Origin of the sequence: Pseudomonas bharatica CSV86, from assembly GCF_000319305.2 — a bacterium.
GTDB classification, from domain to species: Bacteria; Pseudomonadota; Gammaproteobacteria; order Pseudomonadales; family Pseudomonadaceae; genus Aquipseudomonas; species Aquipseudomonas bharatica.
Window position 1 is genome coordinate 779,592 of sequence record NZ_AMWJ02000002.1, and the last position, 17,281, is coordinate 796,872.

Here is a 17,281-nt window from a genome sequence, read left to right on the forward strand (position 1 = left end):
TCTTGAGGGCCTCATCGCTGGCAAGCCAGCTCCCACAGGGATCCAACCTGTGGGAGCTGGCTTGCCAGCGATGAGGCCCTGAAGCCTTACACGGTATCCACCTTCAACGACTGGTCATTCAGCATCCCGTTGATGACGGTCGCCGTATCCGCCCCCGCCGCGATCATCCCGCCCGAGCCTGCCGTCACCCCGTAATGCTGGGCCAGGTCCACTCCTGCCAGGTCTATGGTCTGGGTAGCCGCCGCCCCGGCTACCGAACTGACCTCGATGGTCGACACCACACTGGCACCACTGCCGGTCACCTTGAAGTGCAGGTAATCGTCCAGTGAAGCACTGGTGGCGTTCTCCCCCTGCAGCAGTTGGGAGAGATCCAGATGATCGGTGCCAGGGGTAAAGTCGCTCACAACATCATGCCCGTTGTCGCCCAGTTGCCACTGGAAGGTATCGGCCCCCGGGCCGCCGGTCAGGGTGTCATCCCCGCGCCCGCCGATCAGCAGGTCGTCGCCACCACCGCCACTGAGCACATCGTTGCCAAGGCCGCCGCGTGACACGTTGGCGTTGCCGTCACCGGTCAGGGTGTCGTTGTAGTCCGAACCCACCAGGTTCTCGATCGATACCAGGGTATCCAGCCCGGCACCGACGGTATTCTGCTGAGCGGCGATGGACAGGTTGACCGTGACCCCGGCGGTGGCGCTGGCATAGCTGGCCGTGTCGATACCGGCGCCGCCGTCCAGCAGGTCGTTGCCGGGACCGCCGATCAGCAGGTCATTGCCATTGCCGCCATAGAGTGCATCGTTGCCGTCACCGCCGATCAACACATCGTTGCCATCGTCACCATTGAGCGTGTCATTACCGCTGCCGCCAAGCAGGGTGTCGGCATTGACGGTACCGGTGAGGATCGAGCTGTCCTGGTAGTTGATATCCACAGCCCCGGTCGCCGTGCCACCATGACCGTCGCTGACGGTATAGGTGCCGTTGTACTGCGGCGTGTTGTTGGCGGCGCCGGAATAATCGATGGTCATGGTCAACTGATAGTTTTCCGCGTTGTTGGCATTGCCTCCGCCACCGCTGTTGGTGAGATTGACCACATGGATGCTATAGACCCCGTCGTGGCTGGCGATGAAGGTTCCGCCATCGGCAATGGTCTGGTAGCTGCCGGTGGCGTCCTTCCATTCCATCAGCACATTGCCAGCCGGCCGATCATGGTCAAGATTGAGAGATTCGCCCTGCTTGAGGGTAACGGTGATGGTGTCTTCGTCGTTGGCATTGGCCGTAGTCACCGCGCCCAGGTAGCCGCTGACAATGACCGCGGCGGTCATGGAAGAGGCTGTTCCGGTGAAGGTGCTGCGGGCGATGTCCTTCAACTGGTTCGCCGCACTGTTGTTGGTCCCGTTGAATACGACCGTAGGCGTTGTATTACCTACGGTGAAGTCCGCGCCGCGCGCCGTCCAGCCGGTATTGAAGGAAATCGGGGAAGCACTCAGTCGGTCGTTGTTGGCATCGGTGTCGTTGGCCACCAGCGCCTCGGACGGCACAGTGATAGTGGCCGACAGGATATTGGTGATGACATGGTCGGCCCCGGCCACCGGCGCGGCATTGGTGTAGACATTGACCAGCAGGGTGGCATTGCTCAGGTCACCATCGTTGTCGCTGACCACAAAGCCGATGTTTTCCACCTGGCTGCTGCCATTGTCTTTCGGCGGCGTGTAGGTGAATTCGCCGGTGTCCATGTTCACCACGATCGAACCGCCGAGTACCGTCTTCACCGTGATGCTGTTGCTCGCGGTATCGAACATGCCGCGATCGGTTCCCCCGCTGGCAGCATAGGATCCCTGGTTGGAATTACCCTTCGGATCGTAGGTATAGGTGGTGCCGTCGATCACCAGCGACTTGATGAAACCGCCGTCGGCCCCGAAGTAGCCGCCAGTCATAAGGCTGCCAGTGACCGGCGCGCCCTGCACCGTGCCGGAAAGTACCGAGTTGAGCTGGTTGAGATCGGTGACAACGGTGGAGTTGGTGTCGGTGTGGGTGCTGCCGTCATAGGCCAGTGGGTTGAGATTGCTGGTATTGACCCCACTGCCCAGGCCGATGGCGTAGGACTTGATCCCGTTGGCATCCAGGAAGTTGGTCCAGGTGGTTTCGCGGGTACCGGAGATGGCATGACCAGACGTAGGCTCGCCGTCGGAGAAGAAGTAGGTAATATTCTGCGCGCCTACGATTTTTCCTGCGGTGGCAAACGCCGCCTGGGCCGTGGTGGTGGCGGAGTCATAGTAGGTGTTGCCGCCAGCGCTCAGGCCATTGACGATGGTCTTGGCATCCGCCACCGAAACCCAGACGGAAGACGGCTGGGAGGCACCACTCGAGAAGGTGACGATCTGCACCTTCACATCACCCAGGTCGTCATATTTGTCCAGCAACTGCGCGATGGCCTGCTTGGCCAGCTGGATACGGGTCAGTCCCGGTACGCCGGAGGCATCGTTCATGCTGCCGGACACGTCGATCACCAGCAGCAGGTTGGAATCCACCTGCCCCGGAGTGACAGAACGGGTCGCGCCCACGGCCTTGGGTACGTCGTCGACGATGTTGATCTGGATGGTGCCGGTGGTGAAGTTGCCGAGCGCATCCGTCGCCTTGTAGGTGAAGGTCTCGCTCATCACATTGGCCCCATCGTTGGCACCACCCGGGGTCTTCGGCGCGGAGGTCAGGGTGTAGGTGTAGGAGCCGTTCGCCAGCAATTGGATCTGGCCGTAGGCACCCGTCGGACTGCCCAGCAGGCTGTAGGTAATGGCGCCGGAACCACCCGACACCGACCCCACCAGGGTCCCGCTTCCGGTTTCCGCGGTATTGCCGGGATCGCTGCCGATCACAGTCCCCGCCGCCAGGTCCTGGCCATCTTTCGCCAGGTCCAGTGCTTTTTCATACACCGTAATGTCCTGATCCTGGCCGGCGACCAAACCGCAGTCCTGCACATTGATGGTCAGCGTCGTGGTGCTTTCATCGCCATCGGAGTCGCGAATGGTGTAGGTGAATACATCCTGCGCCCCGGCCGGCGCCACGGAGTTCGGGTTGGCGTGATAAACCGCATTGCCTGCGGCATCCAGGGTCAAGGTCCCGTAGATGCCCGCAACGTTGGTGTTCAGCGAACCGATGGCGGCAGTCGCAGTGTTGGCGCCGGCGCGCACGCCCACCACCACATTGCTACCCGGATCGTCGGCGCCCCTGGTGTCATTCACCAGCACATTGCCATTGACCGTGCCACCCTCGATCACCGAGGCCGAGTCCGCTCGCGCCGTCGGAACGTCGTCGACGATGTTCACGTCCAGACTGCCACTGCTGGTACTGCCATCCGTATCGGTGGCAGTGACGGTGAAGCTTTCGGTCAGGTTGTTGATGCCTCCGCCCGTTGGATGGGCTTCGTTATCCAGCAAGGTGTAGCTGTAGGACACGACACCCGTACTGGCGTTGTACCCGGTGATCGTCAAGGTGTTGCCCAACAACGTCGTGGTGCTTTGCGGGAAGGTTGCTGCCACGCCACCGCTGATTACATTGATACCGCCCACACTCAGGGTTTGCAGGCCGTCCGGCGCGGTTACCGTGAAGGTGCCGGATTGCGTCAGCGCTGCTGCGTTGGGGCTGCTGCCGTCGCTCAGGTTTTTCTCGTAGACAGTTAGCTCACCACCAGACACGTCAAGACCGTTGAGGGTCACCGGATCGTTGAGGTTCTTGATGTTCAGCACCAGGTTGGCAGTGCTGGTGTCGCCATCGGCATCGCTCAGCGTGTAGGTAAAGGTCTCGGTACCCGTACCGCCGCCATGCAGGTTGTAGAAATCCGGATCCGAAGGATTCAACGTGTAGGTGTAGGAGCCATCTGCGGCCAGGACAAGAGTGCCGTAGGTTCCGGTGAAGGTACCTGCGGTGATCGGCCCGCTGACAGGGTCGGCGCCCTGGACATCGTTGGTCAGCACATTACCCGTCAGTACGGTTGCTGCCTCAGTAGCCACCGATGCATTGGTGTCAGCTACTGCCGTCGGCACATCATCGATGATGTTCACGTCCAGGCTGCCGCTGCTGGTGCTGCCGTCGGTGTCGGTAGCGGTGACCGTGAAGCTTTCTGTCAGGTTGTTGATGCCACCGCCAATTGGATGGGTTTCGTTGTCCAACAAGGTGTAGCTGTAGGAAACCACTCCGGTCGCCGGGTTGTAGCCCGTCACTGTCAGGGTATTGCCCAAAGGAGTCGTGGCTGTTTGCGGGAAAGTGGCCGCCACGCCGCCGCTGATCACGTTGATACCGCTTACGCTCAGGGTTTGTAGACCATCCGGCGCGGTTACCGTGAAGGTACTGGACTGGGTCAGGGCAGCAGCATTCGGGCTACTGCCATCACTGAGGTTCTTCTCGTAGACCGATAGCTCACCACCAGAAACGTCCAGCCCGTTGAGGGTGACTGGGTCGTTGAGGTTCTTGATGTCCAGCACCAGGTTGGCAGTGCTGGTGTCGCCATCGGCATCGCTCAGCGTGTAGGTAAAGGTCTCGGTACCCGTACCACCGCCATGCAGGTTGTAGAAATCCGGATCCGAAGGATTCAACGTGTAGGTGTAGGAGCCATCTGCGGCCAGGACAAGAGTGCCGTAGGTTCCGGTGAAGGTACCTGCGGTGATCGGCCCGCTGACACGGTCGGCGCCCTGGACATCGTTGGTCAGCACATTACCCGTCAGTACGGTTGCTGCCTCAGTAGCCACCGATGCATTGGTGTCAGCTACTGCCGTCGGCACATCATCGATGATGTTCACGTCCAGGCTGCCGCTGCTGGTGCTGCCGTCGGTGTCGGTAGCGGTGACCGTGAAGCTTTCTGTCAGGTTGTTGATGCCACCGCCAATTGGATGGGTTTCGTTGTCCAACAAGGTGTAGCTGTAGGAAACCACCCCGGTCGCCGGGTTGTAGCCCGTCACTGTCAGGGTATTGCCCAAAGGAGTCGTGGCTGTTTGCGGGAAAGTGGCCGCCACGCCGCCGCTGATCACGTTGATACCGCTTACGCTCAGGGTTTGTAGACCATCCGGCGCGGTTACCGTGAAGGTACCGGACTGGGTCAGGGCAGCAGCATTCGGGCTACTGCCGTCGCTGAGGTTTTTCTCGTAGACCGATAGCTCACCACCAGAAACGTCCAGCCCGTTGAGGGTGACTGGGTCGTTGAGGTTCTTGATGTCCAGCACCAGGTTGGCAGTGCTGGTGTCGCCATCGGCATCGCTCAGGGTGTAGGTAAAGGTCTCGGTACCCGTACCACCGCCATGCAGGTTGTAGAAATCCGGATCCGAAGGATTCAGCGTGTAGGTGTAGGAACCGTCCGCCGCCAGTACCAAGGTGCCGTAGGTTCCGGTGAAGGTACCCGCGGTGATCGGTCCGGTGACACGGTCGGCGCCTTGGACATCGTTGGTCAGCACGTTACCGGTCAACACGGTTGCCGCTTCCGTTGCCACGCTGGCGTTGGTATCCGCGACGGCTGTCGGCACGTCATCCACGACATTCACGTCCAGGCTGCCGCTACTGGTGCTGCCATCCGTATCGATGGCAGTGACGGTGAAGCTCTCGGTCAGGTTGTTGATGCCACCGCCCGCTGGATGGGCTTCGTTATCCAGCAAGGTGTAGCTGTAGGAGACAACGCCGGTACTGGCGTTGTACCCGGTGATCGTCAGAGTATTACCCAACAACGTCGTGGTGCTTTGCGGGAAGGTTGCCGCCACACCACCGCTGATTACATTGATACCGCCCACACTCAGGGTTTGCAGGCCGTCCGGCGCGGTTACTGTGAAGGTGCCGGATTGGGTCAGGGCCGCAGCATTCGGACTGCTGCCGTCGCTGAGGTTTTTCTCGTAGACCGACAGCTCACCACCAGAAACGTCCAGCCCGTTGAGGGTGACTGGGTCGTTGAGGTTCTTGATGTTCAGCACAAGGTTGGCAGTGCTGGTGTCGCCATCGGCATCGCTCAGCGTGTAGGTAAAGGTCTCGGTACCCGTCCCGCCACCGTGCAGGTTGTAGAAGTCGGGATCCGAAGGATTCAGTGTGTAGGTGTAGGAACCGTCCGCAGCCAGTACCAGGGTGCCGTAGGTTCCGGTGAAGGTACCTGCGGTGATCGGTCCGGTGACACGGTCGGCGCCCTGGACATCGTTGGTCAGCACATTACCCGTCAGTACAGTTGCTGCCTCGGTCGCCACCGATGCATTGGTGTCAGCTACTGCCGTCGGCACATCATCAATGATGTTCACATCCAGGCTGCCGCTGCTGGTGCTGCCGTCGGTGTCGGTAGCGGTGACCGTGAAGCTTTCGGTCAGGTTGTTGATGCCACCGCCCGTTGGATGGGCTTCGTTATCCACTAGGCTATAGCTGTAGGAAACCACCCCGGTCGACGGGTTGTAGCCCGTCACCGTCAGCGTATTGCCCAAAGGAGTCGTGGCTGTTTGCGGGAAAGTGGCCGCCACGCCGCCGCTGATTACGTTGATACCGCCCACGCTCAGGGTTTGTAGACCATCCGGTGCGGTTACCGTGAAGGTGCCGGATTGGGTCAGGGCAGCAGCATTCGGGCTACTGCCATCACTGAGGTTCTTCTCGTAGACCGATAGCTCGCCGCCCTCCGCATCAAGACCGTTGAGGGTCACCGGATCGTTGAGGTTCTTGATATCCAGCACCAGGTTGGCAGTGCTGGTATCCCGTCGGCATCGCTCAGCGTGTAGGTAAAGGTCTCGGTACCCGTACCACCGCCATGCAGGTTGTAGAAATCCAGATCTGAAGGATTCAGCGTGTAGGTGTAGGAGCCATCTGCGGCCAAGACAAGGGTGCCGTAGGTTCCGGTGAAGGTTCCTGCCGTGATCGGTCCGGTGACACGGTCAGCACCTTGGACATCATTGGTCAGCACATTACCGGTCAGCACCGTCGCAGCTTCCGTCGTCACCGATGCATTAGTGTCAGCCACCGCCGTCGGCACATCATCGACGATGTTCACGTCCAGGCTGCCACTGCTGGTGCTGCCATCCGTATCGGTGGCAGTGACGGTGAAGCTCTCGGCCAGGTTGTTGATGCCACCGCCCGTTGGATGGGCTTCGTTATCCAGCAAGGTGTAGCTGTAGGACACGACACCCGTACTTGCGTTGTACCCGGTGACCGTCAGGGTATTGCCTAAAGGAGTCGTGGCTGTTTGCGGGAAAGTGGCCGCCACGCCACCGCTGATCACGTTGATGCCGCCCACGCTCAGGGTTTGCAGGCCGTCCGGTGCCGTAACCGTGAAGGTGCCGGACTGGGTCAGGGCCGCAGCGTTCGGGCTGCTGCCATCACTCAGGTTCTTCTCGTAGACCGATAGCTCGCCGCCCTCCGCATCAAGACCGTCGAGGGTCACCGGATCGTTCAGGTTCTTGATATCCAGCACCAGGTTGGCAGTGCTGGTATCCCCATCGGCATCACTCAGCGTGTAGGTAAAGGTCTCGATACCCGTCCCGCCACCATGCAGGTTGTAGAAGTCCGGATCCGAAGGATTCAACGTGTAGGTGTAGGAGCCATCTGCGGCCAGGACAAGAGTGCCGTAGGTTCCGGTGAAGGTTCCTGCGGTGATCAGCCCGCTGACACGGTCGGCGCCCTGTACATCGTTGGTCAGCACATTACCGGTCAGTACGGTTGCTGCCTCAGTAGCCACGCCGGCATTGCTGTCAGCCACCGCTGTGGGCACATCATCGACGATCACCACGTTCAGGTCGACGCTGCCGGTGCTGCCATCGGTATCGGTAGCGACCACGGTGAAAGTCTCACCCAGGCTATTGGCACCGCCACCTGCCGGGTGGGCTTCATTGCCATTCAAGGTGTAGCTGTAGGTCACCAACCCGGTCGCCGGGTCATAACCGATCACAGTGAAGGTATTGCCCAGCGGCGTGACCACCGACTGTGTCCCGGTGTTCGCCACCCCACCGTTGACCACACTGATTCCACCCACGCTCAGGGTCTGCAGCCCGTCCGCCGCACTGACGGTGAAACTGCCACTCTGGGTCAGTGCCGTCATATCCGGGTTGCTGCCGGTGCCAAGGTTATTCTCGAAGACCGTGGTAATCCCGCCGTTGGCCCCGAGTCCGCCGATCGTCACCGGGTCGTCGAGGTTGGTGATGTTCAGCACCAGGTTGGCGGTGCTGGTGTCTCCGTCTGCGTCGGTGAGGGTGTAGGTGAAGGTCTCGGTGCCCTTGCCGCCGCCATGCAGATTGACGAAGTCGGGGTCCGACGGATTCAGGGTATAGGTGTAGGAGCCATCCGAAGCCAGGACCAAGGTGCCGTAGGTTCCGACGTAGGTCCCGGGAATGACCGGATTGGCCACCCGGTCGGCGCCCTGGATATCGTTGGGCAACACATTGCCTGTCAGCACGGTGGCGGCTTCGCTAGCGACTGACGGGTTACCGTCGTTCACCGCCTGCGGTACATCGTCGATAACGGTGACATCCAGGCTGCCGCTGGTAACGTCACCATTGCTGTCGCTGGCCGACACCGGGATGCTTTCGCCCTGGGCGCTGCCGGCAGTAGCGAGGGTGTAGCTGTAGCTGACCACACCGGTGGCCGCGTCGTAACCAGTAATGGTCAGGACATTCCCCAGGCTGGTGGTGAAGGACTGTCCCACACCCGTGACGGCACCATTGGTCAACACATTGATGCCGCCGACATTCAGGTTGAGCACCCCGTCGAGGGCCACCACACTGAAGGTGCCGGTCTGGGTGAGCGCGCCCGGATTGCTGGCAGAGCCCAGCGGCAGGTTGGCTTCATTGACCGAAATCTCACCGCCCTCGACCGCCAGACCTACAAGGGAGATGGGATTGTCGACGGCCGGGACCGACTCGTTGTGGTCGATGAAGCCGGTGTCCAGGTCAGCCATTTCAGCGGCGAACTGCAGGCCGACCGTAGGAAAGCCGATCACCGGATCGACATGTCCACCGACCTCGGTCAGCAGCACGAAGCTGTGCCCACCGCCCAATGCACCCGGAGCACCGTTCGTAGGGCCGGCCGCCGTGGCCTCGGCATCCTGGGTCGGGTCACCGCCGGCGGCAATGGCTTGCTGGAGTTTCTCGACTTCGGCGAGCTGCGCTTCGCTCGGTGGGACCGCTTCCGGCGCCAGCACGTGAGGTGCCTGGTGAGCCAACAGACCATTGGAAAGGCTCAGGCTGCTGTCACGCCCCAGGGTCAGCTCCCCGCCATTGGCCAGATGGACCGCCACTGCGCCTGTAGCACCGGTTTCCAGTCGCTCGCCGACGAACAGCCGATCGCCCTCGATCAACAACCGCCGGGTACCGTCGGCCTCGACCGCGAACACCTGACCGATCACCTTGCTGACCACACCAATTGACTTGGCCATCTAGCCACTCCTCCACTGTCGACGTTCTTTGCAGAAAAGCCTGTGGTGTCTCGTGGTTGAACACCCGGAAGGTGCCCGACTCGAAGTAGCTGCGACCGTCAAGACGGCGGGTTTTCAGCCAGACCCGGATGCCTTGCATGGATCGCTGCGATGGAGTGACAACCGATAGTGGCGATTGGCTTCATGCCAAATTTCTGTCGCAATTTCCAAGGTTGCCTGACTCCGCTCCACGCCTTTCTTGCCCATGGTCGAATGACGACCGAAGTTTTTCTGACGCCAGTAAAAAAGCGCTTTAGCGCGCTATTTACGTGGCCTGCGGGTTAAACAATGTGCCGCTTTCCTTAGACCGCATAAGTTTTTTTTCGCATAACACTCATGAAAATTTCTTCTTAGCTTTTCGCCCAGATGTTCTTAGCTCTGTTGTTACAAGCTTGAAACGGTTAAACCTCAATTTTTCGCCATTTTTTTGGCGATTACAGATCCAAAAAATGGACTCAGGGAGAAGTACCCCATGCGCGTTTTGAACCCCATCACCAGTGCAGTTCTACTGGCCATCGCCTGTGCCAATGCCCAGGCCATGTCAGTGCAGGAAGCCGTGCAAAGCGCTGTGGATTACCACCCGGAAATCAAGTCGGCAGCCAACAGCCGGCTGTCTGCCGATGAAGATGTGAAGCAGGCCCGCGGTGGCTACTTCCCCACTGTCGATCTGGTTGCCGGCTATGGTCGGGAACGTTCGGACAACCTCAACACCCGGGGCCTCAACCCTGACGGCACGCGTAATCACAACAAGGAAACGCTCAACTACACCCAGTCGGAACTGAGACTGCGGCAGATGCTCTTCGATGGCTTCAATACCTCCAACGAGGTGGCCCGCACCCAGGCCTACGCCACGTCCCGGGCCTATTACACCCAGGCCACCGCGCAAACCGTGGCGCTGCGGGCAGTGGAGGTCTATCTGGAAGTGCTCAAGCGTCGTGAGTTGCTGACCCTGGCCAAGAACAACCTGCAGGCGCACCTACGGGTCAACGACCAGATCGGCCTGCGCAGCGAGCGCGGCGTGGGCAGCACTGCCGACCTCGATCAGTCCGTGGCCCGCCGCGCCCTCGCCGAGAACAACCTGAATACCGCGGAGGTGGACCTGCAGGATGCCGAAGCCAACTTCTACAGCGTGGTAGGCCGTTTCCCCGATGAACTGGAAACGCCCGCCTCGATCAAGGGCCTGCTCCCTGCCAACCTTCAGGAAGCACGCACTGCCATGCTGCAGGACAACCCCTATCTGAAATCGGCCCAGGCCGATATCCAGGCCGCCGAACAGCAATACGAACAAGCCAAGTCGGTGTTTTATCCACGTCTTGACGCCATAGCGTCCACGGGAGCCAACAACAACATCGGTGGCGAGCCAGGCCATAGCAATACCGACTGGAGGGCCGGCGTGGAGATGACCTGGAACCTTTACCGCGGCGGCAGCGACAAGGCCCGCCTGCAATCGGATGCGCACAAGATCAACCAGGCCATGGACATTCGCAATAACGCCCTGCGCCAGCTCACCGAAGACCTGTCGCTGGCCTGGAACGCCTTCAACAACGCCCAGAAGCAGACCCCGGCGGCCAGGCAATACGCCGAGACCACCACCCGGGTACGTGCCGCCTACCAGGACCAGTTCGGCCTCGGCCAGCGCACCCTGCTCGACCTGCTCGACAGCGAGAACGAGCTGTACAACGCCAATCGGCGCTATGTCGAAGTCCGCTATATCGAGGAGTTCTCCGCTTACCGGCTGCTGGCCAACATGGGTGACCTGCTGACGAAGCAGAAAATCTCCCTGCCGCCGGAAGCCATCGCCCAGAGCGAAGTTCGCAACAACGTGCAGTTACCTGACATGCGTTGACCCTGTTCCGCCGCAGCGGCGGGAGGTAGGCCATTGTGACCAGCATGCAACCGGCAAGCTCGGCGGACCCGCGCCAGAGTTTCGATGATCCGTTGCTCGATGGGCTGTTGATTCTCTGCAAGCTCCACGGTTGCACGGCCAGCCGCGCCAGCCTGAGCAGCGGCCTGCCCTGCCGCAGCAGCGTCTCGATCTCGAACTGCTACCTCGCGCTGCGGCCCGTGGCGGCTTGCAGGCGAGGGTGCTGCGCCGCGAACTGGAGGCGATTTCCGCGCTCAACCTGCCAGTGCTGCTGTTGTTCAAGGACGGCCGCTGCGCCGTGCTGCGGCGCTGGAAGGACCCCGACCAGGCGCTGATCCTGCCCTGTGAAGCCGACGGCGGCGAGCAGTGGGTCAGCCGCCAGGAACTCGCCGACGCCTATGCCGGCCACGCCCTGTTCGCCCGCCCCCGCCATGAACTGGAACAGCAGCGCGACCCGCTGGTACCCAGGGTGCACGCCTGGTTCCGCGACACGCTGCGTCAATCCCGCTGGCTATACAGCGACGCCCTGCTGGCCAGCCTGCTGATCAACCTGCTGGGCCTGATGGTGCCGCTGTTCGTCATGCAGACCTACGATCGTGTGGTCCCCAACCAGGCCACCTCGACCCTGTGGGTACTGGTGATCGGCCTGCTGATCGGCACGCTGTTCGAACTGGTGTTGCGGGTGGTCCGCGCGCACCTGCTGGACCAGGCCGGTAAGAAAACCGACATGATCCTCTCGGCAACCCTGTTCGAACGCATCACCGGCATGTCGATGAAGGCCCGCCCGGCCACCATCGGCGGCTTCGCCCAGAGCATCCACGACTTCCAGGGCCTGCGCGAATTCCTCACTGCGGTGACCCTGACCAGCGTCATCGACCTGCCCTTCGTCGTGCTGATGCTGGCAGTCATCGGCCTGCTCGGCGGCTGGCTGGTGCTGATCCCGCTGATCGCCTTTCCCCTGACCGTGATCTTTGCCCTGCTGATCCAGATACGCCTGCGCGATACCGTGCAAAAAAGCCTGGCGCTCGGCTCGGTACGCCAGGCGCTGTTGATCGAAACCCTCGGCGGCCTGGAAACCCTCAAGGCCTGCGGCGCCGAAAGTGAACGCCAGTATCAGTGGGAAAGCACCCACGGCGCGCTGACCCAACTGGATGCCCATGCCCGCCAGCTCTCGGCGCTGGCCAGCAACGGCACCCTGTTCATCCAGCAGTTCTGCGGCATGGCCACCATCGTGGCCGGGGTCTATAGCATCATCGCCGGCAACCTCAGCGTCGGCGCGCTGGTCGCCTGCTACATGCTCGGCAGCCGGACCCTCGCCCCGCTGGGGCAGATCGCCGGGCTGATCACCCGCTACCAGCAGGCACAACTGACCATGCGCAGCACCGACGCGCTGATGGCCCTGCCCCAGGAGCGCCGCACCGACCAGCAACCGCTGGAGCACACCCGCCTGCACGGTGCGCTGGAGTTCAACCGGGTGACCTTCCGCTACCGCGGCCAGGCCAGCCCCGCACTGAACGGCGTCAGCTTCAGCGTCAAGCCGGGCGAGCGCATCGGCATCATCGGTCGCAGCGGTTCGGGCAAGAGCACCCTGGCGCGCCTGGTGATGAGTTTCTACGAGCCGGACGACGGCCAGGTACTGCTCGACAACCTGGACCTGCGCCAATTGGATATCGCCGACCTGCGTCAGCAACTGGGCTACGTCGCCCATGACCTGCCGCTGCTGGCCGGCAGCCTGCGCGACAACCTGACCCTCGGCGCACGCTATGTCAGCGATGCGCGGATGCTCGAAGTCGCTGAACTAACCGGTGTCAGTGAACTGGCCAGGCAGCACCCGCGCGGCTTCGACCGGCCCGTGGGCGAACGTGGGCAACTGCTTTCCGGCGGCCAGCGCCAAGCCGTGCTGCTGGCTCGGGCAATGTTGCTGGAACCGCCGCTGGTGGTCCTCGACGAGCCCACCAGCCACATGGATAACAGCAGCGAAGAGCAACTGCGCCAGCGCTTGCACGGCTGGGTCGAGGGCAGGACCCTGCTGCTGGTGACCCACCGAACCTCCATGCTCAGCCTGGTGGATCGCCTGCTGGTGCTGGACAACGGCAAGATCGTGGCGGACGGCGCCAAGGATGCGGTCATCGATGCGCTGCGCAAGGGACGGGTCGGACAGGCCCTGTAAAAACCAAGGCACACCGCAGACCCTGTGGGAGCTGGCTTGCCAGCGATTGCAATAGTGAATTCACCATGGCCGTCGCTGGCAAGCCAGCTCCCACAGGGTCCGCGCTGACCGTTGTTACGATGAGAGGCACGCACCATGTCCTCGCTGCGCAGCTACTTCCACAGCTTCAACAAGACCGCCGAACACGATTACCTGCCGGACCTGGCCCGGGCCACCCTGCAGGACTCGCCACGCCGCTCCCGGCTTACCGTGTGGCTGGCGGCGGCGCTGCTGCTGATAGCGCTGGTCTGGGCCAGGTTCGCGGTGCTCGACGAAGTGACCACCGGCGAGGGCAAGGCCATCCCGTCGAGCAAGGTCCAGGTGATCCAGAACCTCGAAGGCGGCATCGTCACCGAGATCCTTGTGCGCGAAGGGCAGATGGTGAACAAGGGCGATACCCTGCTGCGCCTGGACGACACGCGCTTTCGCTCGAACAAGGGCGAGAGCGAGGCCGACCGTTACGCCCTTACCGCCCAGGTCGATCGCCTGGCGGCGGAGGCCGAGGGCAAGCCCTTCCAGGCCTCCGAGGAAGTACGCAGCAAGGCGCCGCAGGTGGCCGAGGACGAGATGGCCCTGTACCAGTCACGCCAGCGCCGGCTGAGCAGCGAGAAGCAGACCCTCAACGAACAGCTGCGACAGAAGACCCAGGAGCTCGCCGAGTTCCGTTCCAAGGTCGAGCAGTATCGATCCGGGCTGGCCCTGCTGCAGCAGGAACTGGACATGTCCACTCCGCTGGTGAAGACCGGCGCCATCTCGCCCGTGGAGATCCTGCGCCTCAGGCGCAACGCGGTGGAGGCCCGTGGCTCGCTGAATGCCACCAGCCTGGCGATTCCCCGGGCCGAGGCAGCGGTAGCGGAGATCAAGAGCAAGATCGAGGAAACCGAAGCCAGCTTCCGCTCGGAGGCGGCCAAGGAGCTCAACGACAAACGCACCGACCTGTCGAAGATCACCGCCACCAGCGTCGCCATCGACGACCGGGTCAACCGCACAACTGTGGTCTCGCCGGTCCACGGCATCATCAAGATGCTCAAGGTCAACACCATAGGCGGCGTCGTGCAGCCGGGCAGCGACATGGTGGAAATCGTGCCGGTGGAAGACAACCTGCTGATCGAAGCCCGGGTGCGCCCCCAGGACGTGGCGTTCCTGCATCCGGGGCAGAGCGCGATGGTCAAGTTCAGTGCCTACGACTACTCCATCTATGGCGGGCTCACGGCGAAGCTGGAACTGATAGGCGCCGACACCATCACCGATGACAAGGGCAATGCCTTCTACATGATCCAGGTACGCACCGACCGGAACCACCTGGGCGGCGACAACAAGCCGCTGCTGATCATCCCGGGAATGGTGGCGACGGTGGATATCATCACCGGGGAAAAGAGTGTGCTGGATTACCTGCTCAAGCCGGTGCTTAAGGCACGGACCGAAGCCTTGAGGGAAAGGTAATGCCTGGGAATCTTCTGTGTTGCTGATGGCCTCATCGCTGGCAAGCCAGCTCCCACCCCCTGTGGGAGCTGGCTTGCCAGCGATGAGGCCATCAGAATCAGCGCAGATGATTGCGCTCGAACGTCTCCCTGCCCATCGCCGCAATCTGCCCCTCGATCAACACCTCGAACGGCCGCAGCAACTCATCGAAGCGCCCCGCGCCCTCCAGCACATTCAGCGCCTGGGCCACCGCCTCCACCGTCGACAACGCCCCTTGCTCCGGCGCCTTGCGCAAGCGGTAGCGGGACGGCTGCACCTCGGCCAGGGTGACCCGCGGCAACCCTTGCAGCAACGGATTGAGGTACAGCAGCTTGCGTGCCTTGCGCCAGGTTCCGTCCGGTACGATCAACAGCCACGGCCGTTCATCCGCCGCACCGGAATAAGCGGCCAACGCCTCGGCGCCATCTCCCGGAAACAGCAATCCGGGGCGGTACCCCGGCGTGGCGATCAGCTCTGCCAGATCTTCGAACACCTCCCCACCCGCAGCTGCGCATTGCGCAACCCCAGCGCCGCCAGACGCGCGGTATTGAGTGCGTGACGCACTTCATCGGGATGCTGCAACAGCACCACCCGGGTACGGCTGTCGAGGGACGGGATCGAAGGGCAGAGGCAATGGCTTCGTGGACGCAGGCAGCGTTCGCACTGGATTCTGGACATCGGGTTCTCCTGGGGCGGTGAATTTTGCCACAGCAGTCCCGGAAAGCACCCACATCCGTGTGGGCCGGTCGAAGGTCTAGCGGTTGAAACGTTCAGCAAGGTCGTGCAGATACCCCGCCATGCGCTCCAATTCGACACTTATTTCAGCGCCCTGGCGGGCCTGGCCGGCACTGCGGTCGCACAGCTGGGCGATGCGCACGATCTGCTGGTTGATATCTTCCACTACATGGCTCTGCTGCTCGGACGCCGTGGCAATCTGCTGGCTCATGCCGGTGATCCGGCTAACCGCCTCGCGGATTCCGCCCAGTGCCTGTTGCACCGCTTCAACGCTCTGCACGCTGTCGCGGGAGATCTGCTCGCCCTTGCTGGCACTGCTCACCGCCCGGTCGGCTCCCGCCCGCAGCGAAGCGATGATCTGGTGGATTTCCTCGGTCGAGGCACGGGTGCGCTGGGCCAGGGAGCGCACTTCGTCGGCCACCACGGCAAAGCCGCGGCCCTGCTCACCGGCCCGCGCCGCCTCGATGGCCGCGTTAAGCGCCAGCAGGTTGGTCTGCTCGGCAATCGACGTGATCACATCCACCACACTGCCGATGGATTGGGTCTGCTCGGCCAGGGCGTTGACCGCCGCACCAATCTCGTGAACCGCCTCGGTCATGCTGCCCATGGCCTTTAGACTCTGCTGGGCAAGGTCGCTGCCCTGGCGGGTCAGCTCATCGGCGTCGGAGGCTGCATGCGCGGTGCTCTGCACGTTATGCGTCACTTCCTGGATGGTCGCTGCCATCTGCGCCACGGCGGTGGCCGACTGGTCGGTTTCGCTGCGCTGGCGGTCGAGCATCTGCGCCTGGGAGTCGGAAAGTTCCGACGACTGCGAAGCCCGGCTCTTCACACTGACGCCGGCATCCACCAAACGTGTCAGCGCCGTCTGAAGACGCGCCTCCTCGCTGATCATCGCCAGGTCGAGTTGCCCCTGCGGGCCAAGGTTACGGCTGTAGGTCAGCGCCACCAGCGGGCTGGTGAACGCCTTCGGATGCTCGGCCAGGGTGCGGCGGATGACGCGGTTCTGGCGGTTTTCCAGAAGGAACCAGGCCCCCAGCAGGCTCGCCATCAGCAACCCAAGGGCCGCGTACTGCGGCAAGGCCAGATAGCCGACCACCGAGACCAGCCCGGCCAGCAGCAAGGGCCAGCCATGCTCCAGCACATCGCCGACCCGAGCCGCCAAAGGCGTGGGCGAACGCCCGGCTCGCAAGCGCGCATACAGCGCCGAGGCCCGTCCGACCTGATCACGGGTCGGCAACGAGCGCACCGACTCATAACCGCTGATCCGGCCGTTTTCGTAGATCGCCGTGACATAGGCGCTGACCCAGTAGTAATCACCGTTCTTCGCCCGGTTCTTGACCACGCCCATCCATGGCCTGCCCTCCTTGATCGTCTCCCACATATGGCCGAACACTGCTGGCGGCATATCCGGGTGGCGCACGATGTTATGGGGCTGGCCGATCAATTCTTCGCGGGTGAAGCCGCTGATGGCGACGAAGGCGTCGTTGCAGTAGGTGATCCGGCTGTTCAGGTCGGTGGTGGAGATGAGCCGCTGTTCCTGCGGAAAGGTTCTTTCATGCTCAGTGACGGGCAAGTTATTGCGCATCTTGGGCGATCCCTGCTGATG

Annotated in this window: 5 protein-coding genes and 3 pseudogenes; 3 read left to right on the top strand and 5 right to left on the bottom strand. The window is 62.2% G+C overall.

Features of this window, described 5'->3' with window-relative positions:
* Positions 1–86: 86 nt before the first annotated feature.
* Positions 87–6,677, bottom strand: a complete 6,591-nt coding sequence (locus tag CSV86_RS17285; RefSeq protein WP_311985847.1) for a cadherin-like domain-containing protein — start codon at positions 6,675–6,677, stop codon at positions 87–89.
* Positions 6,644–9,367 carry a retention module-containing protein gene (locus CSV86_RS32035; RefSeq protein WP_446532475.1) on the bottom strand — a complete coding sequence of 908 codons (2,724 nt, stop codon included), beginning with the start codon at positions 9,365–9,367 and terminating at the stop codon, positions 6,644–6,646. The genes CSV86_RS17285 and CSV86_RS32035 overlap by 34 nt, the downstream gene beginning before the upstream one ends.
* Positions 9,368–9,878: 511 nt before the next feature.
* Here CSV86_RS32035 and CSV86_RS17290 point away from each other — a divergent pair.
* From CSV86_RS17290 to CSV86_RS17300, 3 genes and pseudogenes are all read left to right on the top strand, one after another.
* Entirely contained in the window at positions 9,879–11,252 is a 1,374-nt protein-coding gene (locus CSV86_RS17290; protein WP_009405139.1) for a TolC family outer membrane protein, read from the top strand.
* Positions 11,253–11,287: 35 nt separating this feature from the next.
* Positions 11,288–13,440 (top strand): annotated as a pseudogene (locus tag CSV86_RS17295) (type I secretion system permease/ATPase).
* Between the two features lie 135 nt (positions 13,441–13,575).
* Positions 13,576–14,922, top strand: a complete 1,347-nt coding sequence (locus CSV86_RS17300; protein ID WP_009405141.1) for an HlyD family type I secretion periplasmic adaptor subunit — start codon at positions 13,576–13,578, stop codon at positions 14,920–14,922.
* Positions 14,923–15,019: 97 nt separating this feature from the next.
* Here CSV86_RS17300 and CSV86_RS17305 read toward each other — a convergent pair.
* The 3 genes and pseudogenes from CSV86_RS17305 to CSV86_RS33465 all read right to left on the bottom strand — a co-directional run.
* A pseudogene (locus CSV86_RS17305) lies at positions 15,020–15,618 on the bottom strand (tRNA-uridine aminocarboxypropyltransferase).
* A gap of 76 nt (positions 15,619–15,694) precedes the next feature.
* Positions 15,695–16,723, bottom strand: a complete 1,029-nt coding sequence (locus CSV86_RS17310) for a methyl-accepting chemotaxis protein (RefSeq protein WP_376699768.1) — start codon at positions 16,721–16,723, stop codon at positions 15,695–15,697.
* 255 nt (positions 16,724–16,978) lie between these two features.
* Positions 16,979–17,260, bottom strand: a pseudogene (locus CSV86_RS33465) (PAS domain-containing protein); the annotation flags it as partial.
* Positions 17,261–17,281: the final 21 nt, after the last annotated feature.